The organism is Hansschlegelia sp., from assembly GCF_035538955.1.
Taxonomy (GTDB): domain Bacteria; phylum Pseudomonadota; class Alphaproteobacteria; order Rhizobiales; family Methylopilaceae; genus Methylopila.
Map to the genome: position 1 here is coordinate 49697 of NZ_DATLJK010000003.1, position 24799 is coordinate 74495.

A 24799-nucleotide genomic window follows, 5' to 3' on the forward strand; every position below is an offset into this window, starting at 1 on the left:
GGTCCTAACGACGTGCGGTCGTCAGGCCGCCTTCTCGCCAGCGCCTTCGGCGATCTTGACGATGTCCGCCATGATCGCGGTCAGGTCGAAATTCTTGGGCGTGTAGACCGCCGCGACACCCATCGCCTTCAGCTCACGCTCGTCCTCCGGCGGGATGATGCCGCCGACGATCACCGGCACGTCGTCGAGCCCGTTCCGGCGCATGCGCTCCATCACGTCGCGCACCAGCGGAAGATGCGAGCCGGAGAGGATCGAGAGCCCCACGACGTGGACGCCCTCTTCGAGCGCCGCGTTGACGATCTCGGCCGGGGTCAGCCGGATGCCCTCGTAGACGACCTCGAACCCGCAATCTCGCGCCCGCACGGCGATCTGCTCGGCGCCGTTGGAATGGCCATCGAGACCCGGTTTGCCGACCAGCAGTTTGAGCCGTCTGCCGAGCGTGACCGAGGCGGCCTCGACGGCAGCGCGGACCTTGGCGATCTCGCCGCCGTCGCTCGCCTCACGCGCGGCGCGGCCGACGCCAGTGGGGGCGCGGTATTCGCCGAAGATCTCGCGCAGGGTCGCGCCCCACTCTCCGGTGGTGACGCCGGCCTTCGCGGCTACGATCGAGGGCTCGACGATGTTGCGATCCTCGCGGGCCGCCGAGGCCAGATCGGCGAGCGCCTTTTCGACGGCAGCCTCGTCGCGTTGGGCCTTCCAGGCCCTGAGACGTTCGATCGCCTCCTCGCCGACATGCTCGGGCACGACCTGGATCGAGCCTGAGCCGGTCGAGAGCGGCGACGGCTCCGTCGACTGGAACTTGTTCACGCCCACCACGATCCGCTCGCCGGATTCGATCGCCGCCAGGCGCCGGGCGTTCGACTCGACGAGCCTGCCCTTCATGTAGCCGGCTTGCACCGCGGAGATCGCGCCGCCCATGTCGTCGATGCGGGCGAGCTCGGCGCGCGCCTCCTCCTTCAGCTGCTCGACCTTGGCGTCCATCACCTTCGAGCCGGTGAAGATGTCCTCATAGTCGAGGATGTCGGTCTCATAGGCGAGGATCTGCTGGGCGCGCAGCGACCACTGTTGGTCCCACGGCCGGGGCAGCCCCAGCGCTTCGTTCCAGGCCGGAAGCTGGACGGCGCGGGCGCGCGCGTCCTTCGAGAGCGTGACGGCGAGCGTCTGGATCAGGATGCGGTAGACGTTGTTCTCGGGCTGCTGCTCGGTGAGCCCAAGCGAGTTCACCTGCACGCCATAGCGGAACCGGCGCGACTTTGCGTCCGTGACGCCGTACCGGTCGCGAGTGATCTCGTCCCAGAGGTCCACGAAGGCGCGCATCTTCGCGATCTCGGTGATGAACTTCATCCCCGCGTTCACGAAGAACGAGATGCGCTGAACCGTCTGCGCGAAGGCCTCTTCGCTCGGATTCGTCGCCTTGACCTCGTCCAGCACGGCGATGGCGGTGGCGAGCGCGTAGGCGAGCTCCTGGACCGGCGTCGCCCCCGCTTCCTGCAGGTGGTAGGAGCAGACGTTCATCGGGTTCCACTTCGGCATCTCCTTCGTGGTGAAGAGGATGACGTCGCGGATCAGCCGCAGCGAGGGCGCGGGCGGGAACACATAGGTCCCGCGGGACAGATATTCCTTGATGATGTCGTTCTGCGTGGTGCCCTGCAGCGAAGCGCGGTTCGCGCCCTGCTCCTCGGCCTGCGCGACATAGAGCGACAACAGCCAGGCCGCGGTCGCGTTGATGGTCATCGAGGTGTTCATCTGCTCGAGCGGAATGCCGTCGAACAGGGTGCGCATGTCGCCGAGATGGGAGACCGGCACGCCGACCTTGCCGACCTCGCCGCGCGACAGGACGTGGTCTGGATCGTAGCCGGTCTGCGTCGGGAGATCGAAGGCGACCGAGAGGCCCGTCTGGCCCTTGGCGAGGTTAGACTTGTAGAGCTTGTTCGACTCCACGGGCGAGGAGTGGCCCGCATAGGTCCGGAACAGCCAGGGTTTATCGGGCATCCGTCGCGCTCCGCCTCGCACAGGGAGGCGTCAGCTTCGGCCGCGCCCCGGACAGTCTTTAGCGGACGTGTGCGGCGCCGCAATGAGCCGATCGTCGGACGGAGCGGCGGCCGGGCTCAGCCGAACTCCTCCTCCGAGAGCGTGCGGCGCGCGGCCTCGCGATGCCGGTCGTTGAGATGCGTCCGCACCAACGCCAGCGCTGCGGCGATCACGCTCGCGTCGTCAGCAAACCCCATCAGCGGCACGAAGTCCGGGACTGCGTCGAGCGGCAGCACGAAGTAGGCCAGGGCGCCGATCAGCGTCGCCCGGACATGCGTCGGGGTCTCACGGTCGAAGGCGCAATAATAGGCCGCCACGGCGTCCTCCGCGAACGGGATGCTCCGCGCCACACGCTTCACGGTCGGCCAGAAGTCACGCTTGACGCGGGCCTCGTCGGACGAGGCGCTATCCTTAGCCATGTCGGGGTCTCTCCTCGGCGGCTGGCCGAAGGTGGCCCCGTCGCGGCGGACGATCAAGCCTCTGCTGCTGCGGCGGCCTCGATGGCCTCGATGTCATCGTCCGAGAGACCGAAATGGTGGCCGATCTCGTGAACCAGAACATGCGTCACGATCGCGCCGAGCTTCTCCTCATGCTCCGCCCAGTAGTCGAGGATCGGCCGCCGGTAGAGGTGAATGACGTTGGGCATCTGGCCGGTGCGCGGGACAGCGTCCGCATGCGCCATGCCGACGCCGGTGAACAGGCCGAGCAGGTCGAACTCGCTCTCGGCGCCAAGCTCGGCCAGAACCTCATCGGTGGGGAAGTCGTCGACCCTGATCACGGGCTGCGCGGCGAGGGCGCGGAACGCCTCAGGAAGGCGCGCGAAACTCTCTTCGGCGAGCCGCTCGAGATCCGCAAGGTCCGGAGCGAGGCGATCGGTCCATTCCAAATCTGCAGTCCTCAAAAAGGTGACACGATCGCGTGAGGCAGGATGGAACTGAATCCTATCTCGCGACGTTGTCGCGGCAAGTCATGCGCTGCGCGCCCGACCCGAGGTTTGACCGCTTTTTTTGCAAGCGGGACAACCGCTTCGCCAATGAACGCCACGTGAACGCCGCCATCACAGCGAGTTCATCCCTGCCAAGCGATAGTTCAAGCCTGAGGTCGGCGTTCTTCGGCTCCGACCCGAGGGATAAGGAGACGATCATGAAGACTGCTCTTCTCTCAGCCGCCGCCGTCGCGCTTGGTCTCGGCGCATTCGCCGCCGCGCCGGCGAGCGCCGCGCCGATCGCCACGCACGCCACGATCGTGGCTCCTGCCGCCACCAGCGACGTCGGCTGCCGCACGGTTCGCAAGACCGTCTGGAACCACGGCGTGAAGCGGACGGTGACGACCCGCCAGTGCGATCGGGCTCGTGTGGTCGAGCGTCGTTACCGCCCGGCCCCGCGTTATTACCACCGCCCGGCGCCGCGTCCGGGCATCGGGATTTACGTTCGCTAAGAACGTAGTCCGGCAGTAAATAGTTGAAGGCCCGGCGCTCGCGCCGGGCCTTTTCTTTGTTCGCCTGTCTCCGTTTTCAATCTCTAAACTATTAAGGCGGTCTGGACTTCAAATTCCCTGCCGCGGCCGAGATTTCGCCATCAAGCCGATCGACGCTGAAGTCGGGCGCGGTTCGCCAGGGGGCGCTCCGCCAAGCCGCAGGCGCCCTGGTCGAGGGCGTCAGTGGTCGGCCTTAGGGGATTTGCCATGAAGGCTCTCGCACTTGCATTCTCCGCCGCCGTGATGTCGACGCTTTGCATCGCGGCCGCGCCGGCGCAGGCCGGCGTTTATGTCGAGTTCAACGCGCCGGGGCGCTACCACCGGCCGCCCCCGTTCTATCACCGCCCGCCGGTCTATTACGGAGCTCCGGCGCGGGTTTACTATGCGCCGCGCCCTGCGCCCCGCGTGTGCCGCATCACCTATGTTCGCGAGTGGGGGCCGTTCGGCCCGCACAGCCGGCGCATAGAGACCTGCCGCGAGCGCTGGTAAGGCTTCGGGCGTCGCAGCGCCACTTCTCCCGCTTGCGCGGCGCGCTAATTCCGAACCGGGTCGGCGAGACCGCCCGGTTCGGAGGAACGACGATGAAGCGGTGGCAAGCGGGACTGGCGGCGGCGCTCGCGATTGGGTCGGCCTCGTCCGCCTTTGCGGCGGATCTGCCATACGGACGCGGCTATCATGAGCGCCGCGTCCGCACGGTGGTCTCGGAAGACTACACGCGCATCAGGCCGGTCGACTTCCGGCTCGACGTGCGGACGACCCCGTGGCTCCGCTACGAAGTAAGGCCGCAACTCGTGTGCCGGCTGGCGTGGGAGCGCGGCAGGCGCGGCGACCGCCCGGTCGAGGTCTGTCAGCGCTGGTGAAGCTCACCAGGCGACCGATTTGTCGATCCTGATCACGTAGTTGCGCCAAGGCGCCCGCTCGGCGATGCGATCGTAGAGCGCGGCCGCCGGATTGGCTTCAGGGACCATCCAGCGGAGATGGATCCAGCCGAGCGCCGCGCCCTCTTCGACCAGGCATGCGATCAACGCCTGCGCCACGCCGCGCCCGCGGCAGGCGGAGGCGACGAACAGATCATCCAACTGGCCGGCGCGTTTCCCGGAGATAGCCTCGGGAAGGTCATAATAGACGGCAAAGCCAACCAGCTTGCCGTCGAGCTCGGCGCCTGCGACCGCGACCATGGGCTCGCAGATCAGCTTCGCCGCATAGACTTCGTCAGGCGCGCCGGCGTCGCGGCCAAGCAGCGCCGCCGAATACTCAGCCAGCAGAACCGCCAGGCGAGGCGCGTCGGCAACCGTCAGCCTCGGGATGATGCGCAGGGTCATGCTTGCCGCCGCGATCGGCGAGAAGCCCCGGGGACGGGGCTTCTCGCTTTCAGGCATTCAGCGCCACTCGCGGATGTCGACGAAGCGGCCGGCGATCGCGGCCGCCGCCGCCATGGCGGGAGAGACCAAATGCGTGCGGCCCCGGAAGCCTTGGCGGCCCTCGAAATTGCGGTTCGAGGTCGAAGCGCAGCGCTCTTCCGGCGCCAGCTTGTCGGGGTTCATGGCGAGGCACATGGAGCAGCCCGGCTCGCGCCAGTCGAAGCCGGCGGCCTTGAAGATCTTGTCCAGGCCTTCGGCCTCCGCCTGCTCCTTCACGAGCCCGGAGCCCGGAACCACCATGGCGCTGACATTGCCGTTGACGGTCTTGCCTTCGACCACCTTCGCGGCCTGCCGGAGATCCTCGATGCGGCCGTTGGTGCACGAGCCGATGAACACGCGGTCGAGCGTGATGTCGGTGATCTTCTCGCCCGCGGTCAGACCCATATAGGCGAGCGCCCGCTTGATCGCGGCGCGCTTGCCCTCGTCGGCCGCCGCGTCCGGATCGGGCACCACGCCGGTGATGGCGACGACGTCCTGCGGGCTGGTGCCCCAGGACACGATCGGCGGCAGGTTGGCGCCGTCGAGCCGGACGACGCGATCGAAATGCGCGCCGTCGTCGGTCCGCAGCGTGTCCCAGTAGCGGCGCGCGGCGTCCCAGTCGGCGCCCTTCGGAGCCATCGGGCGGTCCTTGAGGAACGCGTAGGCCTTCTCGTCCGGCGCGATCATGCCGGCGCGGGCGCCGCCCTCGATCGACATGTTGCAGACGGTCATGCGGCCTTCCATCGAGAGGCTCTCGATGACGTCGCCGGCGTATTCCATCACGTGACCGGTGCCGCCGGCCGTGCCGATCTCGCCGATGATCGCGAGAATCACGTCCTTCGCCCCGACGCCTTCCGGCAGCTTGCCGTCGACGACGATGCGCATGTTCTTCGCCTTCGTCTGGATCAGCGTCTGGGTGGCGAGCACATGCTCGACCTCCGACGTCCCGATGCCATGGGCGAGGGCCCCAAACGCGCCATGGGTCGAGGTGTGGCTGTCGCCGCAGACGATCGTCGTGCCCGGCAGCGTAAAGCCCTGCTCGGGTCCGACGACATGCACGATGCCCTGCCGCTTGTCGAAGGCGTCGTAGTACTGGACGCCGAATTCGCGGGTGTTCTCCGCCAGCGCGGCGATCTGAGCGGCGCTCTCCGGGTCAGGGTTCGGCAGCGACCGGTTCGACGTCGGCACGTTGTGGTCGACGACCGCGAGCGTCTTATGCGGCGCGCGGACCTTGCGTCCGGTCGCGCGCAGGCCCTCGAACGCCTGCGGGCTCGTCACCTCATGGACGAGGTGGCGGTCGATGTAGAGCAGGACGGAGCCGTCCGGCTGGCGGTCGACGACGTGGTCGTCGAAGATCTTGTCGTACAGGGTCTTGGGAGCGTCGGCGGCGGGCATTGGGCGCCTCTAGGTCGTTTGGGAGCGTCGGGAACAGGATGCGGGCTGCGCCGGCGGCGCAGGACGTCAGCTCCCGAGTCGGCTCGCAATCGCCGACAGCCGCGCATGGAAGCGGGACGGCAGGCGCACATGGTCGGAGCGACCCGCAAAGGCCTCCGACGTCAGCGCTGAAAGTCCTGATCCGCGGCTGCTCATGGCGGTCATATAGGTGAAGAGCCCTATGAGTTGCAAACATCTCAGGCGAGTTCTGGAGCGTTTCGACGCAGGTCCGGCCCCCGCCCGGGCGGCTTGACAATCAGGCGCGATGGCGGACCTTCGCGAACGCCGCTCCCGCCCGTCTCCGGGCCCAGTAAAGGACGACGCCATGAGGCTCTCGCTCACCGCGCCCGCCATCCGCATGTTGGCGGCGCTGACGCTCACAGGCCTTGCGCTGTCGCTCGCCGGGTGCGGCGTCAACAACGTGCCGACTCTCGAGGAACAGGCCAAGGCGCGCTGGAGCGACGTCCAGAACCAGTATCAGCGCCGCGCCGATCTGATCCCGAACCTGGTCGAGACCGTGAAGGGTTTTGCGCGCCAGGAGGAGAAGGTGCTTACCGAGGTGGTCGAGGCCCGCGCCAAGGCGACGCAGGTCAACATCGACGCCAGCAAACTGTCAGACCCGGAGGCCGTGAAGCGCTTCCAGGAAGCCCAGGCGCAGCTCTCGGGCGCGCTGGGGCGGCTGCTGGCGGTGTCGGAGAACTATCCGGACCTCAAGTCGAACCAGAACTTCCTGGCGCTGCAGTCGCAGCTCGAGGGGACCGAGAACCGCATCGCGGTGGCTCGCCGCGATTACATCCAGGCAGTCCAAGCTTACAACACCGAGCTCCGGACGATCCCGGGCCGCTGGATCGCCGCCTGGCTCTATCCCGAGGCCAAGCCGATGGCGACCTTCGAGACCGCGCAGGAGAACCAGGCCGCGCCGAAGGTCACGTTCTAACCGAGGGTGGCGTCGTTCTGCCGGGGCTCGGCTGCAGAGTGCCGCCGAGCTCCCCAGCGCACCGCCGCGGTGGCGACGACGCATTGCGATTTGCCCGCGGTTTTGGCCCGGTAGAGCGCGTCGTCGGCGGTGTCGAGCAACTCGGATACGTCGTCGCCATGGTCGGGCGCGAGCGCCACGCCAACGCTGACGCCGACGCGAACCACGAGGCCCCTCTGGATTTCATAGGGTGCGCCGAGCTCCCGGATGAGCCGCTCTCCGAACGCCGGGGCCTGCCGTCGGTCCACGCCTAGCGCGATGATGACGAACTCGTCGCCGCCGATCCGCGCTGCGACGTCGCCGGCCCTGAGCAGCTGGCGCAGGCGATCGGCCGCCGCTTTCAGCAATTCGTCCCCGGCCGCGTGGCCATGACCGTCATTGACGCTCTTGAAGCCGTCGAGGTCGATGTAGAGCAGCGCCGCCCGACGCTCGCCGCGCGCCTCCATCTCGCGATTCAGGCCGGCCCGGTTCGAGAGGCCAGTCAGCGGATCATGGCGCGCCAAGCGGTCGTTTTCCCGCTCGGCCAGCATGGTAGCGACCATGAGAGCGTTCAGCTTGTACGCGGCAAGCCGCATGCTCACGAGGTAGAAGGGAATCTGGATCAGCGTCAGCAGCAGGATCGGCTCGCCGGAGAACGGCGCAGCCAGGACGGTCGGGCCGAGGCTGAGGGCGATCATCAGCGCCGCCAGCCGCGGCGCGCCAAAATTGCGGAAGCCGATGCCGCCGATCATGGCGCCGGCGGACATGCAGGCGATCGTGGAGACCACCCAGTCCCCGCTGAGCAGCGACATGAAGGCGCCGTAGCCGACGCTCGCCGACCATAGGAGGCCGAGGCCGAGATAGATGTCGGTGGGCGTGTCGCGGCCCTCCTTGGCGCGCGCGAACGCCCTCAACAGCACGACCAGACGCGCGCCGCAGATCAGCAGCTCGGACACGAACCAGAGGATGAACGGCGCGGTCTGAAGGCGAAGCGCCAGCAGGCCGGAAACCAGCAGACTGTTGAGGACGCCGCCGGCGAAGATCGGCAGCGTTCCGAACAGGCTCGCGACCAGCGCCCGCCTTATGTCCTCAGGGACATCCGGACCGGCGTCCGTCAGCCAGCGCGTCAGGCGCCAGCGGGGCAGGCTGTACGAGGGCGCCTCGGTTCGCATGGCACGAACAGAGGCGCCCGGGACCGTTAATTCCAGCTTACCAAGTCAGCCGGCTCAATAGTCGATGACGCCGTCCAGGGCGTAGTGTTTCACCGTCTTCCGGTTGGCGATCAACTCGTCGATGGTCGGCTCGCCCGCCATGGCGCGTTTGATGGCGAGCTTCGTCGCTTCGTAATTGGTGCGGTAGAGGTCCTTCTTGTCGAGGTTCGGGTCCTCGGCGCAGCGCAGATCGAGCCAGACAGTCAGGATGATGCAGATGTCGTCGACGATGTCCTTCGGGATCACGCCGTCGATCACGCTGTCGAGGATCGCGTCGCCGATCGCGGCCTGAACGACGCCGCCGAGCAGATCGACATATTCGGCAGACGGTATCGTGACCTTGCTGGTCATGATCGCCGCCGGCTTCACCGCCTGGTTGAGGTCGCGCACGACGAACATGCGCGTATGTCCGACCGACTGGCCGAGCATCGAGGCGAAGGCGGTCCCGACCGGCCCGTTGACGGCGCCGATCACGATTTCGGGCATCGCGTCGGTCGCCTGGCCCTCTGCGGCCAATACGGTCGCCTCGCCCGTGCGGAAGATGACGTCGGTCATAAGCGTTTCTCCAAGAGTGCGTCAGTTCGCCGGCACGTCGGCCCAGAAGCCGCGTTCGTCGCGGCAACGGAGACAGCCCGTCGCAACGCCGAAATGCATGCCCGTGATGGCGAGTTCGCCCCGCTCGACCCGCTCGCGGATCCAGGGGAAGCCCATCAGGTTCTCGATGGTCACGCCGACGCAAGCCTCTTCGCCGGCGCGCTCGCGCTGGCCGCCCTCGAGCGTGGGATCAACCGTCTCCTTAGCGCGGCTGGCGATCTCCATCCAGTTCACTACGAAGTCCGACGCCTCGGGCGGGGCGCCGTCGAACAGCGCCTTCACGCCGCCGCAGCCCGCATGCGCCAGCACGACGATCCTGCGCACGCCCAGAACGCGCACGGCGAACTCGATGGCGGCGCTTGCTCCGTGATGGGCCTGGTCGGGTGCATAAGGCGGCACCAGCGCGGCGACGTTGCGCAGCACGAAAAGCTCGCCCGGCGCCGCGCCGAGAATCTGCTGCGGGTCGACCCGGCTGTCCGAGCAGCCGATCACCATGACCTTGGGCGACTGGCCGGCCGCCAGACGCTCAAACCGGCGCTGGAGATCCGGCCAGGCTTCCTCTCGGAAGCGTCGATAGCCCTCGAAAAGCGCGTCCAGAGATCCAGCCTGCTTGTCCGCGTCGCTCATGTATCCTCCGCAGCCCATTCGACGCCGCACGGATCATGCCGGCGGCGACATCGTCAACGGCGCAGAGGGTCGCGGGTTTCTCAATCCGCCACTTGGCTAAGTCGGCGCACTGGCGACGGGCGCCGCCGCCGCTATCTGTGTTCCCGGAGGCTCGCGACGCGCCGCCCGATCGAGCGAGAAGACGCATGATCAGTCCGACGGGCGGGGCGGTTCCGATTGCGCTCGATGACGCCGCAGCCTGGGATGCGGTCAGGGCGGTCCGGCACGGCGCGGTCATCCCCGCGGCGCTCCAAAATCACCCGCTTTGCGGGATGCTGCTGCCGGTCGCCCGGCCGGACTCCCTTGTGTTCGCACAACTCGGTCAGTCGCTCGATGGCCGGATCGCGACGCTCGGCGGCGGCTCCGCCCTGATCAACGGGCCTTGCGGGCTCGATCATCTGCATCGTCTCCGGGCGCTTGCCGACGCCGTTCTGGTGGGCGTCGGAACGGTTTGCGCCGACGATTGCCGGCTGACCGTCCGTCGCGTCGCGGGGCCGTCGCCCGCCCGCGTCGTCATCGATCCGCGCGGCCGGATCCCCCTACGGGCTCGGGCTCTCTCCGACGACGGGGTCCGCCGCATCGTCATCCGCGCGGAGGGGGCGCCGAATTGCAGCGAGCCGGGCGTCGAGACGGTGCATCTCAGATCGCGCGGCGGATTGATCGCCCCGGCCGACGTGATAGCAGCGCTCGCCCGGCGCGGGTTGCGCCGGGTTCTCATCGAGGGAGGGGCCGCGACCGTCTCGGCCTTCATGTCGGCAGGCGCTCTCGACCGCCTGCATGTCGTGGTGGCCCCGCTGATCGTCGGCTCGGGGCAGGCGGGTCTCAGTCTCCCTCCGATCTGCGATCTTGACCGCGCGGCGCGGCCGGTCACGATCATCCATCCGCTCGCGGATGGGGACGTGCTGTTCGATTGCGACATGCGCGCCACAGCAGCAAGTCGGAGCGGGGGAGGACAGGATGAGCGCGACGCCAGCCCGGGGCGGCTATTCGCGGACGGCTAAGGTCCTGCACTGGGTGATCGCGGCTCTGGTGCTGGGGCTGATCCCGGTCGGCCTGTCGCTCGACCTGCTGCCGCAGGGGCCCATCCAGGACTTCGCATACCTGATGCACAAATCGACGGGCTTCGTCGTCCTGCTGCTGATGATCGTCCGCCTCGGCTGGCGGCTGACGTGCCCGCCGCCGCCTCCGGAACCCGACATGCCCCGGTGGCAGCAGGCGATCGCCTCCGCCAACCACTATGCGTTCTACGCCATCCTGCTGACGATGCCGTGGCTTGGCTGGGCCGGCTCCAACGCCTTCGGGGCGCCGGTGAGCGTGTACGGCTTGTTCACGCTCCCGAACCTTGTCGGCGAGGACAAGGAACTCGCCAAGACGATCCTTGGGTGGCACGCGGCGCTTGGGATCACGGTGGCGGGGCTGATCGTCCTGCATGTCGGCGCCGTGCTGTTTCACCGCTTCGTGCGCCGCGACGCGGTGCTGGCGCGGATGACGTGAGCTTCAGCTTCCTGGCGGCGTCAGCAACAGGTCGACGTGCCCGACGGCGCCGCCGCCGGCGGCTGCGCCGAGCCGGAAGGCCTGCCATTTCGGAAGCGCGTCCGGCGCGGCGGGCAATTGGGCGGCCGCCGAAGCCATGCCGCGCACCAGCGCCTCAGTGAGGCTGCGATCAGCCGCGCCGAGCCGCCACGGGCTGGCGGCCGCGGTCGCCCTATAGCCTTGAGCGCCCGCGAGCTCTGCAAGGCGCCGGGCTGCGTCCGGCCCAAGAGCCGGCCCCAGCCCCTTCTCGCTGCGTTGGTGATCGTTGAAGGCGACCAGCACCGCCTGGTCGAGATCATGCGCGGGCGCAAACCGCTTGAGCCCGTCATAGATCAGCGGCGCGTAGAGCGTGTTTTGCGCCGCCGCCAGCCGCTCAATGAAGGCGGCGAGCCAGGCCTCCCCGGCGAGATCGAAGAACGCCGACGCGACGACGAGGTCGGCGGCTGCGGCCGCCTGCGGGAAGTGGTCCCGCGCGAGCTCCTCTGCAAGGAAGGCCACGTGGATCGTCGCGCCGGCCTTGTTGAGCCTCAATGTCTCGCCGTCGCCTTCGACGGCGTCGGCCCAGGCTCTCAGCCGCAGGCGGGCATGGGCGAGCAGGGCGGGGTCCGAGTCGATCAGGGTCCAGCGCTGGGAACGGCCGAGCCGCGGCGCCAGCGCGCGTAAGGCCGATCCGGAGCCTGCGCCGAGATCGGCGACCGAGACCGGCGCGCCGCCGAACGTCGCCGTAAGCCGTTCCAGAGGACCGGCGGCCAGCGATCTGTGGTCGACCGGCTCCCTCAGATCGAGCCAGCTGGGATCGAAGCCGCTCACGCGGCCCGATTTTCGCCGGATGTCGCCGTCATCAGGCGCTCGAAGACATCTGCGGCATGCGCCCAGCGCGGCAGGCCCTGGCCGAGCGTCCAGGCCACGTCCGAGGCCACTTTGCGCGCGCTCGGATCCTCGATCAGGCGCCGCAGGGCCGAAGCGATGCCCGGAACATCGTCAGGTTCGACAAGCGCGCCCGCTTCGGGGCCGACAAGCTCAGGGGCCGCTCCGCCGTCGCCTGCGATCACCGGCAGGCCGCGTGCGAGAGCCTCGGCATAGGCCATCCCGTAGCCCTCGTGGCGGGAGGGGAGGGCGAACAGATCGGCGTCCGCGTAGGCGTCCTCAAGCTCGCCAGGCGGAACGGCTCCGAGAAACGAGACCCGCTCCACAAGGCCGAGCTCGCGGACGATTCCTGCAAGGCGGCGCGCGCAGGCCGGATCACGATCGTCGCTCCCGACGATGCGCCAGCGCCAGTCGAGATCGCCCAGCAGCGCGAGCGCGCGCGCGAGGTTCTCGTGGTTCTTCCGCGGCACGAGCGCCCCGACGCTGAGGATCACGGCCGGGCCGTCGGCGTTGCCGATTGCGCGCGGGGCGGGATCCACGCCAGGCTCGGCGACGTGCACCCGCTCCGGGGCCGCTCGGTAGCGCTCGATCAGCGTCCGTCGCGTCGCGGAGCTCGTGACGATAATGGCCGAGGCCTCCCGAAGAGCCTGCCGCTCGCTGATCTCGAGCCGCTCCACGTCTTCCCGCGAGAGGCCACTCTCCAGCGCCAGAGGGTGATGCACCAGCGCCGCGAGCGACCGCCTCAAGACGCGGAGCTTGTCCGCCGGCAGCGTCCCGAAGGCGAGCCCGTCGACCACCAGCGTCGCGTCGCGGGGCACGGCGGCGAGGAGCTCCAAGCTCCGTTGGATCGCGCCCGCGCTGGGGGTCGGGAAGCCGTCCGGCAGCGCCAGAGCTCTCACCGGGCGCCCCCGGGCCGAAAGTTCGCGCAGGATGCGCGCGTCGTAGAGATAGCCGCCTGTCGGGGTCTCAAGGTCTCCGGGAGCCGCGAGAATAAACTCAGCCACCAACCGGCCCTTCAAACCAGGCGCGGGCGACATGCGACTCTCCGAGCGTAACCCGGATCCGCGTCAGCCCGGCCGCGTGAGCTCCGAGATCGCCCGTGCGGGCGGCGTCCGCCATGCGGTCGAAGATGTGCCGGCACAGGAACTCCGTGCTCGTCACATGGCCGCGCAGTTCCTCGACCGTGTCCAGGTTTTGGTAGTTCAGCGGCGCGAGCGCGGCTTTCAGGGCCTCGGTCGCGCGTCCGATGTCGACCACGACGTTGTCCGGGTCGAGCTCCTCCCGAAAAAACGCCACGTCCACCACGAAGGTCGCGCCATGGAGCGCCTGAGCGGGTCCGAAGACGTCGCCCTTGAGGCTGTGGGCGATCATGATGTGATCACGAACTTCAACGGCGTACATGGGGGACCTCAGCGATACCGGAGAACGACGCCAAGGCCGTCCGCGCCGGGCGCGAGAGCGCCCGGAAGAGCGTCTGGAGCGTCTTCGAAGGCGATCTCCGTGTCGAGCAGGAGATCATAGCGGTCCTCGGCCGCCAGCAGCGCGAGCGCGGCCGCGAGGCGCCGCCTTGCGCTCCAGCGCGGCCGCCGCGAGGGCGCGACCTGGCCGACTTGCGACGACACCAGTTTGAGCCGCCTTGCGTGAAACGCGCGGCCGAGGGGCACCGCCACGTCATCCGCGCCGTGCCAACTCATCTCAACCACGGTCGCTTCCTCGCCCGCGGAGGCGAGGGCGGTGGCGAGGCCGGCCGCGGTCGCGCTCGCATGGAACACGACGTCGGCGTCCCGGGGCGCCTCTCCCGGCGCCGCGAAGTCCGCGCCAAGGGCCTCGGCCAGCGCCCTTCTCCGCTCGTCGAGGTCCACGACGGTCACCTCGACGCCCGGCAGCCGACTGAGCAACCCCGCCGCCAGCAGCCCCACGACGCCGCCGCCGACCACCACGGCCCTGTCGCAGGCGCCGGCGCCGGAGTCCCACAGCGCGTTGAGCGCGGTCTCCATGTTGGCGGCCAGCACAGCGCGCCGCGGCGGCATCCCGGGCGGCAAAGGGTGAAGCGCCGAGGCGGGCGCGGAGAAGGCGTCCTGGTGCGGGCTGAGGCAGAACACCAGCCGCCCCTGCAAGTCCGAAGGTCCGGCCTCGACGCGGCCGACGGCCGCATAGCCATATTTCACCGGGCCCGGGAATTCGCCCTCCTGCCGCGGCGCGCGCATCCGGCGCCACTCGCTTTCCGGCACGCGGCCGCCGCAGACGAGGCGCTCTGTCCCGCGGCTCACGCCGGAAAACAGCGTTCGGACGAGAGGCTCCAGGGGGTCCTCTCGCGCTAGCGGTTCTTCCCGGAGCGCGACGCCGCCATGGCCGTCATACCAAAGCGCTCTGGCGGTTAGCGCCTCCGGGGCGTTGTCGGTGAGTGTCATGCGCCTAAATTCATGGCAGGTCGTGCCGGCTGGCGACCGCCGAAGTGATATAGCGGCGCTCCCCCGAGCCGCCAGCGTCCATCGTCCGGCCTTACTGAAAGAGTGAGATGCGTTCAGACACCGACCTTCTCCAGGCCGCTTCCCCTCGCCTCGCTTCTTTCCTCGGCCGCCGCGCCGCCGCAACGCCAACCGGCACCCAGTCGCTTCTTGCCCTCAGGCTGAGGCGGTTCGCGATGGCCGCCCTCACGCTCCTGACCTACGCGGCGCTGTCCTTTTCCTTCGCGGAAATCATCGGCGGCGACGGATGGTCGGCGCCGGAAATTGCGATGTTCGTCTGCTTCGTGGTTTCGGCGCCCTGGATCATCATCGGCTTCTGGAACGCGACCATCGGCTTCGCTCTGCTGCGGTTCGCCGAAGACCCCGTCGCGACTGTCGCGCCTTGCGTGCTGAAGGCCCGCGCCGATGCGCCGGTTGAAGGCCGGCACGCCATCGTGATGTGCATCCGGCACGAGGACCCGGCGCGCGTCGTGCGCCGCCTCGACGCGATCGTCGCCAGTCTGGAGGCGACGCCTTATGGCGATCGCTTTGACCTGTTCGTGCTGAGCGATAGCCAGAAGCCGGAGATGATCCTCGCGGAGGAGGCGGCGATCGGGGCCTGGCGAGCTGGGCTCGACGACCCGACCCGCGCCATCTATCGCCGGCGAGAGTCCAATGAGGGCTTCAAGGCTGGCAACGTCCGCGACTTCCTCGATCGGTGGGCCGACCGCTACGAGGTCATGATCACGCTGGACGCCGACAGCGTGATGTCGGGCGCGACGATCCTCCGCCTCGTCCGCGTCATGCAGGCGAATCCGAAGCTCGGGATCCTTCAGACGCTGGTGGTCGGCCTGCCGGCGCGCACCGTGTTCGGCCGCGCGTTCCAGTTCGGCATGCGGGCCAGCATGCGCTCCTACTCCATGGGAGCCGCGTGGTGGGGCGGCGACTGCGGACCGTATTGGGGCCATAACGCCGCCATTCGGGCGCAGGCTTTCCGCGATCACGCGCGCCTGCCGGAGGTGCCGGGGACGCCGCCGCTCGGCGGGGCGGTGCTGAGCCACGACCTCTATGAGGCCGTGCTGATGCGCAAGGCCGGGTATGAGGTGCGGGTGCTGCCGGAAGAGGGCGGATCGTGGGAGGACAACCCCGCGACCCTGACCGAATTCATCCGGCGCAACCTGCGCTGGTGCCAAGGCAACATGCAGTATCTGAAGCTGATCCGCAGCCCGGGACTGCCGTTCGTCGGGCGCGTGAACCTGCTGATCGCGATCCTGATGTATCTCGGCGCGCCCGCCTGGATGGGCTTCATGCTCGCCGGCGCGGCGCAGGCCTGGGGGCCGCCGACGCTATTTTCGATCGGGCATGGCGGCGAGTTCTCGCTCACGCTCGGCACGGTCCTGCTCTGCGTGATGATGCTCGTGCTCTTCGCCCCGAAGATCATGGGCTATCTCGATGTCGTGCTGCGGCCGGACGAGAGCCGCCGCTATGGCGGCGCGCCTGCCTTTCTCGCGAGCGTCGCCGCCGAGATCTCCTTCGGCCTGCTGTTCGCCCCGATCGTCAGCTTCACCGTGACGACCTTCCTGTTCCGGCTTTTCGTGCTGCGCCGCGGCGTGGGATGGGCGTCGCAGAACCGCGACGGCGACCGGGTGACATGGCGCGAGAGCGCCGCGGCGCTGTGGCCTGCGACTGCGTTCGGCGGAGCGCTGGCGCTGTCGTTCGCGCTTTCGGCGCCGGCGGTTCTGTTCTGGGCCGCTCCCGTGCTGGGGAGCTTCCTGCTCGCCATCCCGTTCGCGGTTCTCACCGCGCGTGAGAACACGCATCTGCGGATCGGCGCGATCCCGGAGGAGTCAGATCCGCCGGCGGAGGTCCGTGCGGTCAGCGACGGGTTGCGGCGCAAGCCCCCACGCTGGGTTCAGCCGCTGTCGCCGTTCCGCTTCGACGGAGCGGAGCAGGAGACCGGCGGCTACTCCGCCGCCGCGCCCGCCGAATAGCGCTGCAGCAGCGGCGCCTGGGCCATCGCGAAGATCATCGTCAGGGGCATGATGCCCCAGACCTTGAACGCCACCCAGAAATCGGTGGTCTGCGTCCGCCACACGATCTCGTTGACGGCGGCCAGAAAGACGAAGAACCAGGCCCAGCGCAGCGACAGCTTCATCCAGCCCTCGTGGGTCAGGTCGAAGGCCTGGTCGAACACGACCTCGAGCAACGGCTTGCCGAACGCGATCCCGCCGAACAGCGCGCCGGCGAACAGCAGGTTCACGATCGTGGGTTTGAGCTTGATGAACAACTCGTCCTGCAGGGCGAGCGTCAGGCCGCCGAACACCAGCACCACGGCGCCGGACACGAGCGGCATGATCGGCAGCCGGCGCGTCAGCAGCCACGAGGCCACGAGCGAGATCACCGTGGCGGCCATGAACAGCGCCGTCGCGGTGAACAGATTGCTGCGCGCGTTCGCGATGAAGAAGACCACCAACGGTCCGAGCTCCAGCGCAAGCTTAGTCACCGGATGGACGGAGCGGGTCGCGCTGCGGGCGGAACTCATGGACTTCCTCTGACTCTACGCGGCGGCGCGATCAAGGCCCGGGAGCAGGAAATGACGCCGCTTTACCCTTGTTCGGCCGCCGGAGGCGCGTTTCTGCGCCCGAAATCAGGCTGGGCGGTGTCCTGGCCCTGCTCGATGATGTCACGCCGGATCGCCCGCGTGCGCGTGAACAGCTCGAACAGCTTGTCGCCTTCGCCCCAGCGAATCGCGCGCTGGAGCGCCGTCAGGTCCTCGACGAAGCGCCCCAGCATCTGCAGCACCGCATCGCGATTGTTGAGGAACACGTCGCGCCACATCGTCGGATCGGACGCAGCGATCCGGGTGAAATCCCGGAATCCGGAGGCCGAATATTTGATGACCTCGGACTGGGTGACCTCCTCGAGGTCGGCGGCCGTGCCGACGATGTTGTAAGCGATCAGATGGGGCACATGGCTGACGATCGCGAAGACGAGGTCGTGATGCTCGACCGTCATCGTGTCGACGCGAGCGCCCATGCCTTCCCAGAAGGCGCGGAGCGCCGCGACTGCGGCCGGATCGGTCGACTGCAGCGGCGTCAGGATTGTCCAGCGCCCCTCGAACAGCTCCGCGAAGCCGGCGTCCGGGCCGGAATTCTCGGTGCCGGCGATCGGATGAGCCGGCACGAACTGGACATGCGCCGGCACGTGCGGGCCCATGTCGCGGACCACCGCGCCCTTCACGGAGCCCACATCCGATAGAATGGCACCTGGCTTGAGCCGCGGACCTATCTCGGCGGCGACAGCGCCGCAAACGCCCACCGGCGTGCAGACGATGACGAGATCCGCGTCGGCGGCGGCCTCGCCGGAGCTCTCGAAGACCTCGTCCGCAAAGCCGAGCGCGGCGACGCGTTCGCGCACATGGGCGTCCAGATCCGCGGCCACGATCGTGCGGGCGAGCCCGTTCCTGCGGGCGGCCCAGGCGATCGAGGATCCGATCAGACCCGCTCCGATGATCGCGACGCGGTCGAACAGAGGCTCAGCCAAGCTGCGGGCCCTTCGCAAACTCCGCGAGCGCCACCAGAACCGCGCGGTTGGCGTCCTCCGATCCGACGCTCATGCGAAGCGCGTTCGGCAGCCCATAGGCCCCGACCGCGCGCAGGATCAGGCCGCGCGCTGTGAGGAACGCGTCCGCGTCCACGGCCCGGCGTCCCGGCTCATCCGGGAAGTGGATCAGCAGGAAGTTCGCGACGCTTGGCGTGACCTCGAAGCCAAGGTCGCGGATGCGCTCGCTGAGCTCGGCCAGCCAGCGCGCATTGTGTTCGACGGCCCGGTCGATGTGCTCGCGGTCCGCGACCGCCGCTGCGCCGGCCGCGATCGCAGGACCCGAAACGTTGAACGGGCCGCGGATACGGTTCAGCGCCTCGACCACGCCAGCCGGTCCGTAAAGCCAGCCGATCCTGAGGCTCGCGAGGCCGAAGGCCTTCGAGAAGGTGCGCGTCATCACGACGTTCTCGCAGGAGCTGACGAGCTCGATCCCGGCGGCGTAGTCGTTTGCGCGGACGTATTCCGCGTAGGCGGCGTCCAGCACCAGCAGCGTGTTGCGCGGCAACCCCGCCTGCAGCCGCTTCACCTCGTCGAACGGCAGATAGGTGCCGGTCGGGTTGTTTGGATTGGCGATGTAGACGATCCGGGTCCGCTCGGTGACGCGGGCGAGGATCGCGTCCACGTCCGCGGTCAGGTTCGTCTCCGGCGCCACGATCGGCGTTCCGCCGGCGGCAAGGATCGCGATCCGGTAGACCAGGAAGCCGTGCTCGGTGAACAGCCCCTCGTCGCCAGGACCGACATAGCCGAGCGCCAGCAGCGACAGCAATTCGTCGGAGCCGGCGCCGCAGACGATCCGGTCCGGATCAAGCCCGTGGGCGCGGGCGATCGCCTCGCGCAGCGCGCGGGCGGTCCCGTCAGGATAGATCTCGAGGTTATCGGCCGCGGTCCGGAACGCCTCTACGGCTCTCGGGCTGGGGCCGAGCGGCGTCTCGTTGGACGACAGCTTGCGCAGCCGGACGCCCTCCGGCGCCTTGCTCTTGCCGGGCACATAGGCGTCGATGGCGAGCGCCCCCGGCCGCGGCGCAGGCGCGTCGGCGGGCTGCTGGAGGGCGGAGGTCACGGACGCGCTCATCGGGTGAACGGGGCGGCGTAGCCGCCAAGGGCGCGCGCCTGCGGGGCCGGCGGGCGGTCGCCCGGGACCGCCAGGAGCCGGTTGCAGAGCCCGTTGCGGGTCACGCTGGCCAGAACCTCGACGTCGTTGCCGAACTCGGCCTCGCCCTCGCTGGTCGCGGACCAGAGCGTGATCTCGGACGCGGCGGCCGAGCCGAGCGGACGGGCGATGACGAAGGCGTCGAGCGGAACAGGGCGCCGCGGCCCCGGGAAGAAGGGCAGCCGCGCCATCACCTGCGGGCCGTCGCCGCCGAGGCCGTCCCACCACGCCGCCGCCGGCGACGCGTCGATCCGCACAAGCCCGAGGTCGCCCGTCGATCCGCGCACCGCCTCGATGACCCGGCCGGCGGTGCCGTGGCCCTCGAGCGGCACGTCGAAGCCGACGTGAAACCGCGCCAGATCGTGCATCTCGAGCGCCTGCGCGCCCTGCTCGACATGCAGCGTGAAGGGCGCCTGCACATGCGTGAAGGTCGCGATGATGGTGCGCCAGAGATGCTCGGCGGTGGCGAGCGGCAGCCGGCCCTGATGCCGCGCGGCGAGCCGGCGCATCATGTCGGCCTCGCGCGCCGGACGAAAGGCCGAGCCGGTCTCGGACGTGCGCTTGATCTCGACCAGCCGGTCGATCACCGCCCCGCGTTCCATGAGCAGCAGGTGCATGGCTTCATCGATCCGGTCGATTTCGCGCCGGATTTCGGCGAGCGGATCTGAGAGCGCGTCGTTCATGAGGACATCGGCCGTCGGTGCAGCCGAGGCGGCCGCGGCCGCCCGGCTCAGGGGCGCACTTCATAGACGAAGCCGGGCCGTGAGGCCAACAGCTGCCGCCCGCTCAGCGCGGCTTGCCGCCGTGATCCGGCGCATGGGCGTCCGCGGTGGCTTCGCCATCGCCGCCGCCCTTCGCGTGCATGGCGTGAATCCGCGCCTCGATCAGGTGGGCGTGGTCGCTCAGCCAGTCCGACAGCGCGAGGAACACGCCGGAGCCCACGAACACCACGTGGATGCCGGCCATCCACCACAGATCCCGGTCGGTGGCCGAGTTCAGGTCCATGAAGGCCTTGAGCAGCTGGATGGCCGAGATCGCGACGATCGAAGCGATCAGCTTCAGCTTCAGGCCGGAGAAATCGATCTTGCCCATCCACTCCGGCCGCTCGGAGTGGTCGTGCAGATCCATCCGCGACACGAAGTTCTCATAGCCGGAGAAGATCACCAGCAGCACCAGATTGGCGGTCAGCGAGAGGTCGATCAGCGACAGGATGCCGAGGATGACCTCGCTCTCGGTCGCATGAAGCACGCTCTCGGCGAAGTGCAGCAGCTCCTGGCCGAACTTGATGAGCAGAAGGACGAGGCCGACGACGAGACCGATGTAGAACGGCGCCATCAGCCAGCGGCTGGCGAACAGGCCCCGTTCGATCACTTTTTCGATCATCGTGCTTCCCTCTTGCGCGAGACGCCGCTTCGCACGTCCGAACGGCGCGGGCAAGACGTCTCGCCGCCAGCGCCTCCTGGCCTGCGGCGACTCCTATGGCGCCACTCCGACGAGCCGCCTGCGCCGGCGGCCGAGCAGCATCAGCAGGACGCCCAACAGGCCGAGCGCGACGAAGGTCGGCTGCGCCGCCACCGCGTCGAACGCGCCGCCGGCATGCAGCGTCTCGTCGAAAAAGCCGCGGGTTTTCTCGAGCGTCGACGGAGAGGCGGCGTTCCAGCTTGCCTGCAGCGGCGTGAAGCTGACCGCGCCGGCGGCGATCGAGCGGGCGCCGTCGATCACCAGGGCCACGAAGCCGCCCGCCAGAATGAGGAAGCCGAGCAGACGGAGCAGGAAACGGATCATGGACGACCTTCTGTGATTTGACCTGCGCGGGCCTCGCTCGCCGGCCGGGCAGAAGATGCGATTTTCGAGCGCATCCGGCAATCCGCGCATGACCGGGAAGCGCCGGCCCCGCCAAGCCCCCCGCTTGTCACGCCGCCGCGGCCTTGCTAACTCCCGCCCGACGGAGGGGTGGCCGAGTGGTTGAAGGCGCACGCCTGGAAAGTGTGTATACGGGCAACCGTATCGCGGGTTCGAATCCCGCTCCCTCCGCCAAGCTGAGACTGCGGACGTTTCTCTCCCCGTCGGTCGGCGCAGAAAAACCTCAAGAAGCCCGAGGCTCCGGCGCAAGAGCTGTGTAGCCCCTCGACTGCTCCTTGGACGGCTTAGGCTCTCCGACGCCGCGCTTTCTCCAAAGCTGTGTACTTCCGCGGGAACGTACGGAGACGGGGAAGTACATGATCCTCTTGGATTCAGTGACCGACCTGCCTTCGTGGTTCGAGCCGGCGCCTTCGCACGGCGAGTGATGCCAAGATCGAACACGTCGGATTTCGACCCGTTGCGGACTTAGACAACCTCCGCTTCTCGGCTTCGCTGCGGAGGGGGGGCCACGCCGTTGGCGTTCGTAACCCTAATCCGCTGGGTCCAGCAGTCGTGGTCCGGGCCCTTGGGCCGCCAGCTCATCGTTGGGATTGCGCAATGGTGATCGTCTTTCCGACGCCGGCCTCCTCAAGCGCGTCGGTCACCTGCAGGTCGTTCGCGATGGTCTCAGCCGGACGCTGCGGGTCGACGTGGCGGACGTCGAGAACAGGTGAGGCCCGACCCGAAACAGCTCTCTTGACGCTCTTCCGGGCCTCATTATCTGCGCTCCCGGTCAACGGTTCGAACGGGTTGGAGGTCGCGAGGTGGCGCCGCGACGGAGCACATGATCGGGACGGATCGAACGAGGGACGATCGCCGGCTCTCGCGCGCGCTCGATCTGCTGGGCGAGACGCGCAGGGTCTGGCCGGGGCTCAGCCTCTACGAGCGCTTCGAGCAGGCGGTCGCGATCGCGCTCACCGCGCTCATCAGCATCGTTGTGGTGGCTGCGCTGATCGGACTGTCGATCCGGGTTGCCGAACTGCTGATGCACGGCTTTCTCGACCCTGCCGAGCATAAGGTCTTCCAGGCCGTGTTCGGCATGATCTTCACGGTGCTGATCGCGCTGGAGTTCAACCACTCCATCCTGAGCGTCCTCCAGCGGCGGGACAGCATCATCCAGGCGCGGGCCGTCGTCCTGATCGCGCTCCTCGCGCTCGCTCGGCAATTCATCATCCTCGACTCGACCGAGACTGACCCCATGACGATCATCGGCCTCGCCGCGGCGGTTCTGGCGCTGGGCGCTGTGCATTGGCTGGTGCGCGATCAGGACCGCAAGGAGGGAGCCGCGCGGGAGCCCTCGACCGAACGGCGAAGCCCGGCGCCGGACGCCGCCGGGAAGGCCGCGCCGTAGGTCGTCCGGCACTTCCGCGAACGCGACGTCACACCTGGAGGCCGCGCGATCCCGCCCCCGGCGGCGACCTCATGACTCGATGGGCGCGCGTGTCATCAGCGGAAAAAATCCGCTCTCGGGAGACGCTGTGCTGTCTTGAACGGAGCACGGCATCAACCAAATCTTCAGCGCCGGTCTTATGGAACGGCTAAGCCGGGTTGGCTACGAGCAGCCCGGCTGCAAAAGCACCTTGTATCCATGTTGCTCATTGGAGGATGTGGCTATGAGAACCACTTTCGACTTCTCTCCCCTGTTCCGATCGAGCGTCGGCTTCGACCGAATGCTCGACGCGCTGGAAGCCGCGAGCCGCGTCGAATACTTCGACAACTGGCCGCCTTACGACATCGCGAAAACCGGCGAAGACGACTATCGCATCACCATGGCGGTGGCCGGCTTCTCGCGGGACGAACTGAGCGTGACCCAGGAGCAGAACATGCTGATGGTCGCGGGCCAGAAATCCCGCTCCGGCGACGAGGAGTATCTGCATCGCGGCATCGCCGGTCGCGCGTTCCAGCGCCGGTTCGAGCTGGCCGATTACGTGAAGGTCGTGGGCGCCGATCTTTCGAACGGGCTGCTGACCATCGATCTCGAGCGCGAGATTCCTGAGGAAATGAAGCCGCGCCGGATCGAGATCACGGCCGGCGCGGCGCTGCCGAAAGCCGAGCCGAAGCGCATCGAAGCCGAGGCGCAGGCGGCCTGAGGACCACCGTCACGTCTGTGTCGGCATGAGGCGCCGGGCCCCGCCCGGCGTCTTTCGGAGTGTTTTGCATCTCGTAGGAACAGAGAAGGAGAACGCTATGGGTGTTCGCGACTTGATCCCGTGGGGCCGAAGCGCCGGCAACGAGGCGCCTGCCCTGTACCGCGACGAGGACCGCAACCCGTTCCTCTCGCTGCACCGTGAGGTGAACCGCCTGTTCGACGACGTCTTCCGCTCCTTCGACGGCGGATGGCCGCGTTACGGCGCGCTGACGGCTCCCGGCGTTAGTTGGCCGACGGTCGAGATCTCCGACAAGGACAAGGAGATCAAGGTCACGGCGGAGATCCCCGGCCTCGACGAGAAGGACGTCGAAGTGCTGCTGGACGACGGCGTGCTGACGCTGAGAGGCGAGAAGCGCTCCGAGACGGAGGACAAGGAGAGGCAGTTCTCGGAGCGCTTCTACGGCCGCTTCGAGCGCCGCATTCCGCTCGGCGTCGAGGTCGAGGAGGACAGGGTCGACGCCCGGTTCAAGAACGGCGTGCTGACCGTGACCCTGCCGAAGAGCGCGAAGGCGCAGTCGCGCGTGAAACGCATCGCGATCAAGGGCTGACGGGCATGCCGGACGCGCCGGCGGCCGCGGCCGCCGGCGCGCCGCCCGACGTGAGGGGACAACGATGGAGATCATCAGTCGAGCAGAGCACGCGCTCCCGCGAAACCCCGGAGCATGGCCTTCGAACGATAACCAGAGACCGCCGCGTCCCGCGAGACCGTCTACCTTCCCGCGGGACGCGGTCGCCCGCATCTTCAAGCCGAGCCGGTCCGCCATGACGTCGGCGAGGCCGCGCAGAGGGTGGAGGCTCGCCTTCGAGCGGCGCAGCGCGCCGTGGATCGAACCTCTGATGGGCTGGACGGGCGGCGACGACACGCTGGCGCAGGTGGAGCTTGAATTCCCCACCCTCGAGGCCGCCGTCCGCTACGCCCGAGGCCGGGGGTTGGACTATGTCGTCCAGGCTCCGCCCCGTGGCGCGGCCGAAGCGGAGCCCGGAGCGACAGGCTCAGCGCAGGCGTTTTCGGACGCCACGCTGGAGCGGCTCCGTCTGCGGCATCTTAGGGAGAGCTACGGGGCCGCCGTCGGCGGCGCTGCGAACTGGAACGAGCCGGTCGGTCCGGAGAGCTGGGGCTCGCCCATGGACGTGGTCCGGGATCCCACGCTGTCGGCCGAAGCCAAGCGTTCGATCCTCATGAACTGGGCATGGACCGAGCGCCTGATCGATCAGGCGACCAACGAGGGCATGCCCGAGAACGGCCGTCCCTCGCGGCTCGACGAGGTCGAACAGGCGCTGCTCACGCTCGAAGGGCGCATGGAGCGACGCGAAGAGGCGAACCCGGAGATCCCGCGAGCGGCGTGAGCGTCAGACCACGCAGTACGGTGTTGCGCGGCTG

29 protein-coding genes and 1 tRNA gene are annotated in these 24799 nt (G+C 68.5%); 12 read left to right on the forward strand and 18 right to left on the reverse strand.

Annotation, left to right across the window (positions count from 1 at the left end):
- Positions 1–21: 21 nt before the first annotated feature.
- The 3 genes from VM780_RS01155 to VM780_RS01165 form a co-directional block, all read right to left on the reverse strand.
- Entirely contained in the window at positions 22–2013 is a 1992-nt protein-coding gene (locus VM780_RS01155; RefSeq protein WP_325444254.1) for a protein meaA, read from the reverse strand.
- A 95-nt stretch (positions 2014–2108) separates the two neighbouring features.
- Positions 2109–2450 carry a YkvA family protein gene (locus VM780_RS01160; RefSeq protein WP_325444256.1) on the reverse strand — a complete coding sequence of 114 codons (342 nt, stop codon included), beginning with the start codon at positions 2448–2450 and terminating at the stop codon, positions 2109–2111.
- Positions 2451–2503: 53 nt separating this feature from the next.
- The gene (locus VM780_RS01165; RefSeq protein WP_325444258.1) at positions 2504–2917 is read right to left on the reverse strand and encodes a metallopeptidase family protein; all 414 of its coding nucleotides are present in this window, start codon (positions 2915–2917) and stop codon (positions 2504–2506) included.
- 257 nt (positions 2918–3174) lie between these two features.
- Between VM780_RS01165 and VM780_RS01170 the strand changes: the two genes are divergently transcribed.
- From VM780_RS01170 to VM780_RS01180, 3 genes are all read left to right on the forward strand, one after another.
- A complete protein-coding gene (locus tag VM780_RS01170) occupies positions 3175–3468 on the forward strand; it encodes a hypothetical protein (protein WP_325444260.1) in 294 nt (97 codons plus the stop codon).
- 246 nt (positions 3469–3714) lie between these two features.
- Positions 3715–3996, forward strand: coding sequence for a hypothetical protein (locus tag VM780_RS01175; RefSeq protein WP_325444262.1), 282 nt, complete (start codon positions 3715–3717; stop codon positions 3994–3996).
- A 92-nt stretch (positions 3997–4088) separates the two neighbouring features.
- Entirely contained in the window at positions 4089–4367 is a 279-nt protein-coding gene (locus tag VM780_RS01180) for a hypothetical protein (RefSeq protein WP_325444264.1), read from the forward strand.
- 3 nt (positions 4368–4370) lie between these two features.
- Here VM780_RS01180 and VM780_RS01185 read toward each other — a convergent pair whose 3' ends face one another.
- Together VM780_RS01185 and leuC are read right to left on the reverse strand one after the other, a co-directional pair.
- Complete coding sequence (locus tag VM780_RS01185) at positions 4371–4829, reverse strand: GNAT family N-acetyltransferase (RefSeq protein WP_325444266.1); 459 nt, start codon at positions 4827–4829, stop codon at positions 4371–4373.
- A gap of 57 nt (positions 4830–4886) precedes the next feature.
- Entirely contained in the window at positions 4887–6302 is a 1416-nt protein-coding gene (leuC, locus tag VM780_RS01190) for a 3-isopropylmalate dehydratase large subunit (RefSeq protein WP_325444268.1), read from the reverse strand.
- Between the two features lie 364 nt (positions 6303–6666).
- On the opposite strand from leuC, the gene VM780_RS01195 reads away from it, so the two are divergent.
- Positions 6667–7278 (forward strand): LemA family protein, encoded by a 612-nt coding sequence (locus VM780_RS01195; protein ID WP_325444270.1) that lies wholly within the window; start codon positions 6667–6669, stop codon positions 7276–7278.
- Here the strand turns inward: VM780_RS01195 and VM780_RS01200 are convergent.
- From VM780_RS01200 to VM780_RS01210, 3 genes are read right to left on the reverse strand one after another with little or no spacing between them, the layout of a single operon-like run.
- Complete coding sequence (locus VM780_RS01200) at positions 7275–8468, reverse strand: GGDEF domain-containing protein (protein ID WP_325444272.1); 1194 nt, start codon at positions 8466–8468, stop codon at positions 7275–7277. The two genes, VM780_RS01195 and VM780_RS01200, sit on opposite strands and share 4 nt — an antisense overlap.
- Before the next feature lie 54 nt (positions 8469–8522).
- On the reverse strand, positions 8523–9062 hold the full coding sequence (gene fae / locus VM780_RS01205) for a formaldehyde-activating enzyme (protein ID WP_325444274.1): 540 nt from the start codon (positions 9060–9062) through the stop codon (positions 8523–8525).
- 21 nt (positions 9063–9083) lie between these two features.
- Positions 9084–9728: a carbonic anhydrase gene (locus VM780_RS01210; RefSeq protein WP_325444276.1), complete on the reverse strand. Its 645-nt coding sequence runs from the start codon at positions 9726–9728 to the stop codon at positions 9084–9086.
- Between the two features lie 185 nt (positions 9729–9913).
- Here VM780_RS01210 and VM780_RS01215 point away from each other — a divergent pair, with 185 nt between their 5' ends.
- Together VM780_RS01215 and VM780_RS01220 are read left to right on the forward strand one after the other, a co-directional pair.
- The gene (locus tag VM780_RS01215; RefSeq protein WP_325444278.1) at positions 9914–10768 is read left to right on the forward strand and encodes a RibD family protein; all 855 of its coding nucleotides are present in this window, start codon (positions 9914–9916) and stop codon (positions 10766–10768) included.
- Positions 10725–11261, forward strand: coding sequence for a cytochrome b (locus tag VM780_RS01220; RefSeq protein WP_325444280.1), 537 nt, complete (start codon positions 10725–10727; stop codon positions 11259–11261). Before VM780_RS01215 ends, VM780_RS01220 begins: the two co-directional genes overlap by 44 nt.
- 3 nt (positions 11262–11264) lie before the next feature.
- Here the strand turns inward: VM780_RS01220 and VM780_RS01225 are convergent, their stop codons facing one another.
- Genes VM780_RS01225 through VM780_RS01240 form a run of 4 tightly spaced genes read right to left on the reverse strand, consistent with a single transcriptional unit; the run spans position 11265 to position 14578 of the window.
- The gene (locus VM780_RS01225; protein WP_325444282.1) at positions 11265–12110 is read right to left on the reverse strand and encodes a class I SAM-dependent methyltransferase; all 846 of its coding nucleotides are present in this window, start codon (positions 12108–12110) and stop codon (positions 11265–11267) included.
- Positions 12107–13171 carry a glycosyltransferase family 1 protein gene (locus VM780_RS01230; RefSeq protein ID WP_325444284.1) on the reverse strand — a complete coding sequence of 355 codons (1065 nt, stop codon included), beginning with the start codon at positions 13169–13171 and terminating at the stop codon, positions 12107–12109. Before VM780_RS01230 ends, VM780_RS01225 begins: the two co-directional genes overlap by 4 nt.
- Positions 13164–13568 (reverse strand): 6-carboxytetrahydropterin synthase, encoded by a 405-nt coding sequence (locus VM780_RS01235; protein ID WP_325444286.1) that lies wholly within the window; start codon positions 13566–13568, stop codon positions 13164–13166. Before VM780_RS01235 ends, VM780_RS01230 begins: the two co-directional genes overlap by 8 nt.
- Positions 13569–13576: 8 nt before the next feature.
- A complete protein-coding gene (locus VM780_RS01240; RefSeq protein WP_325444288.1) occupies positions 13577–14578 on the reverse strand; it encodes a zinc-binding alcohol dehydrogenase in 1002 nt (333 codons plus the stop codon).
- Positions 14579–14685: 107 nt separating this feature from the next.
- Here VM780_RS01240 and mdoH point away from each other — a divergent pair, with 107 nt between their 5' ends.
- Entirely contained in the window at positions 14686–16605 is a 1920-nt protein-coding gene (gene mdoH / locus VM780_RS01245; RefSeq protein WP_325444290.1) for a glucans biosynthesis glucosyltransferase MdoH, read from the forward strand.
- On the opposite strand, the gene VM780_RS01250 is transcribed toward mdoH, so the two are convergent.
- The 6 genes from VM780_RS01250 to VM780_RS01275 all read right to left on the reverse strand — a co-directional run bounded on the left by VM780_RS01250 (position 16578) and on the right by VM780_RS01275 (position 21152).
- Positions 16578–17156: a septation protein A gene (locus VM780_RS01250; protein ID WP_325444292.1), complete on the reverse strand. Its 579-nt coding sequence runs from the start codon at positions 17154–17156 to the stop codon at positions 16578–16580. The genes mdoH and VM780_RS01250 overlap by 28 nt on opposite strands.
- Positions 17157–17218: 62 nt before the next feature.
- Positions 17219–18157 (reverse strand): prephenate/arogenate dehydrogenase family protein, encoded by a 939-nt coding sequence (locus tag VM780_RS01255; RefSeq protein ID WP_325444294.1) that lies wholly within the window; start codon positions 18155–18157, stop codon positions 17219–17221.
- Positions 18150–19277, reverse strand: coding sequence for a histidinol-phosphate transaminase (locus tag VM780_RS01260; protein WP_325444296.1), 1128 nt, complete (start codon positions 19275–19277; stop codon positions 18150–18152). The genes VM780_RS01255 and VM780_RS01260 overlap by 8 nt, the downstream gene beginning before the upstream one ends.
- Before the next feature lie 8 nt (positions 19278–19285).
- Complete coding sequence (locus VM780_RS01265) at positions 19286–20050, reverse strand: chorismate mutase (RefSeq protein WP_325444297.1); 765 nt, start codon at positions 20048–20050, stop codon at positions 19286–19288.
- A 103-nt stretch (positions 20051–20153) separates the two neighbouring features.
- On the reverse strand, positions 20154–20750 hold the full coding sequence (locus VM780_RS01270; protein ID WP_325444299.1) for a TIGR00645 family protein: 597 nt from the start codon (positions 20748–20750) through the stop codon (positions 20154–20156).
- 93 nt (positions 20751–20843) lie between these two features.
- Positions 20844–21152: a hypothetical protein gene (locus VM780_RS01275; protein WP_325444301.1), complete on the reverse strand. Its 309-nt coding sequence runs from the start codon at positions 21150–21152 to the stop codon at positions 20844–20846.
- Positions 21153–21314: 162 nt separating this feature from the next.
- Here VM780_RS01275 and VM780_RS01280 point away from each other — a divergent pair.
- The 5 genes from VM780_RS01280 (at position 21315) to VM780_RS01300 (ending at position 24765) form a co-directional block, all read left to right on the forward strand.
- A tRNA-Ser gene (locus tag VM780_RS01280) sits at positions 21315–21404 on the forward strand.
- 649 nt (positions 21405–22053) lie between these two features.
- Positions 22054–22620, forward strand: a complete 567-nt coding sequence (locus tag VM780_RS01285; protein WP_325444303.1) for a phosphate-starvation-inducible PsiE family protein — start codon at positions 22054–22056, stop codon at positions 22618–22620.
- A 262-nt stretch (positions 22621–22882) separates the two neighbouring features.
- Complete coding sequence (locus tag VM780_RS01290; RefSeq protein ID WP_325444305.1) at positions 22883–23359, forward strand: Hsp20 family protein; 477 nt, start codon at positions 22883–22885, stop codon at positions 23357–23359.
- 97 nt (positions 23360–23456) lie between these two features.
- Entirely contained in the window at positions 23457–23966 is a 510-nt protein-coding gene (locus VM780_RS01295) for an Hsp20/alpha crystallin family protein (protein WP_325444307.1), read from the forward strand.
- A 214-nt stretch (positions 23967–24180) separates the two neighbouring features.
- The gene (locus VM780_RS01300; protein ID WP_325444309.1) at positions 24181–24765 is read left to right on the forward strand and encodes an NADH dehydrogenase ubiquinone Fe-S protein 4; all 585 of its coding nucleotides are present in this window, start codon (positions 24181–24183) and stop codon (positions 24763–24765) included.
- Positions 24766–24799 lie beyond the last annotated feature (34 nt).

Bases quoted from the DNA above. Each gene is read 5' to 3' on its own strand.
- VM780_RS01160 (WP_325444256.1), bottom strand. From the start codon at position 2,450: ATGGCTAAGGATAGCGCCTCGTCCGACGAGGCCCGCGTCAAGCGTGAC.
- VM780_RS01170 (WP_325444260.1), top strand. From the start codon at position 3,175: ATGAAGACTGCTCTTCTCTCAGCCGCCGCCGTCGCGCTTGGTCTCGGC.
- VM780_RS01175 (WP_325444262.1), top strand. From the start codon at position 3,715: ATGAAGGCTCTCGCACTTGCATTCTCCGCCGCCGTGATGTCGACGCTT.
- VM780_RS01180 (WP_325444264.1), top strand. From the start codon at position 4,089: ATGAAGCGGTGGCAAGCGGGACTGGCGGCGGCGCTCGCGATTGGGTCG.
- VM780_RS01185 (WP_325444266.1), bottom strand. From the start codon at position 4,829: ATGACCCTGCGCATCATCCCGAGGCTGACGGTTGCCGACGCGCCTCGC.
- leuC (WP_325444268.1), bottom strand. From the start codon at position 6,302: ATGCCCGCCGCCGACGCTCCCAAGACCCTGTACGACAAGATCTTCGAC.
- VM780_RS01195 (WP_325444270.1), top strand. From the start codon at position 6,667: ATGAGGCTCTCGCTCACCGCGCCCGCCATCCGCATGTTGGCGGCGCTG.
- VM780_RS01200 (WP_325444272.1), bottom strand. From the start codon at position 8,468: ATGCGAACCGAGGCGCCCTCGTACAGCCTGCCCCGCTGGCGCCTGACG.
- fae (WP_325444274.1), bottom strand. From the start codon at position 9,062: ATGACCGACGTCATCTTCCGCACGGGCGAGGCGACCGTATTGGCCGCA.
- VM780_RS01210 (WP_325444276.1), bottom strand. From the start codon at position 9,728: ATGAGCGACGCGGACAAGCAGGCTGGATCTCTGGACGCGCTTTTCGAG.
- VM780_RS01215 (WP_325444278.1), top strand. From the start codon at position 9,914: ATGATCAGTCCGACGGGCGGGGCGGTTCCGATTGCGCTCGATGACGCC.
- VM780_RS01220 (WP_325444280.1), top strand. From the start codon at position 10,725: ATGAGCGCGACGCCAGCCCGGGGCGGCTATTCGCGGACGGCTAAGGTC.
- VM780_RS01235 (WP_325444286.1), bottom strand. From the start codon at position 13,568: ATGTACGCCGTTGAAGTTCGTGATCACATCATGATCGCCCACAGCCTC.
- VM780_RS01240 (WP_325444288.1), bottom strand. From the start codon at position 14,578: ATGACACTCACCGACAACGCCCCGGAGGCGCTAACCGCCAGAGCGCTT.
- mdoH (WP_325444290.1), top strand. From the start codon at position 14,686: ATGCGTTCAGACACCGACCTTCTCCAGGCCGCTTCCCCTCGCCTCGCT.
- VM780_RS01250 (WP_325444292.1), bottom strand. From the start codon at position 17,156: ATGAGTTCCGCCCGCAGCGCGACCCGCTCCGTCCATCCGGTGACTAAG.
- VM780_RS01265 (WP_325444297.1), bottom strand. From the start codon at position 20,050: ATGAACGACGCGCTCTCAGATCCGCTCGCCGAAATCCGGCGCGAAATC.
- VM780_RS01270 (WP_325444299.1), bottom strand. From the start codon at position 20,750: ATGATCGAAAAAGTGATCGAACGGGGCCTGTTCGCCAGCCGCTGGCTG.
- VM780_RS01275 (WP_325444301.1), bottom strand. From the start codon at position 21,152: ATGATCCGTTTCCTGCTCCGTCTGCTCGGCTTCCTCATTCTGGCGGGC.
- VM780_RS01285 (WP_325444303.1), top strand. From the start codon at position 22,054: ATGATCGGGACGGATCGAACGAGGGACGATCGCCGGCTCTCGCGCGCG.
- VM780_RS01290 (WP_325444305.1), top strand. From the start codon at position 22,883: ATGAGAACCACTTTCGACTTCTCTCCCCTGTTCCGATCGAGCGTCGGC.
- VM780_RS01295 (WP_325444307.1), top strand. From the start codon at position 23,457: ATGGGTGTTCGCGACTTGATCCCGTGGGGCCGAAGCGCCGGCAACGAG.
- VM780_RS01300 (WP_325444309.1), top strand. From the start codon at position 24,181: ATGACGTCGGCGAGGCCGCGCAGAGGGTGGAGGCTCGCCTTCGAGCGG.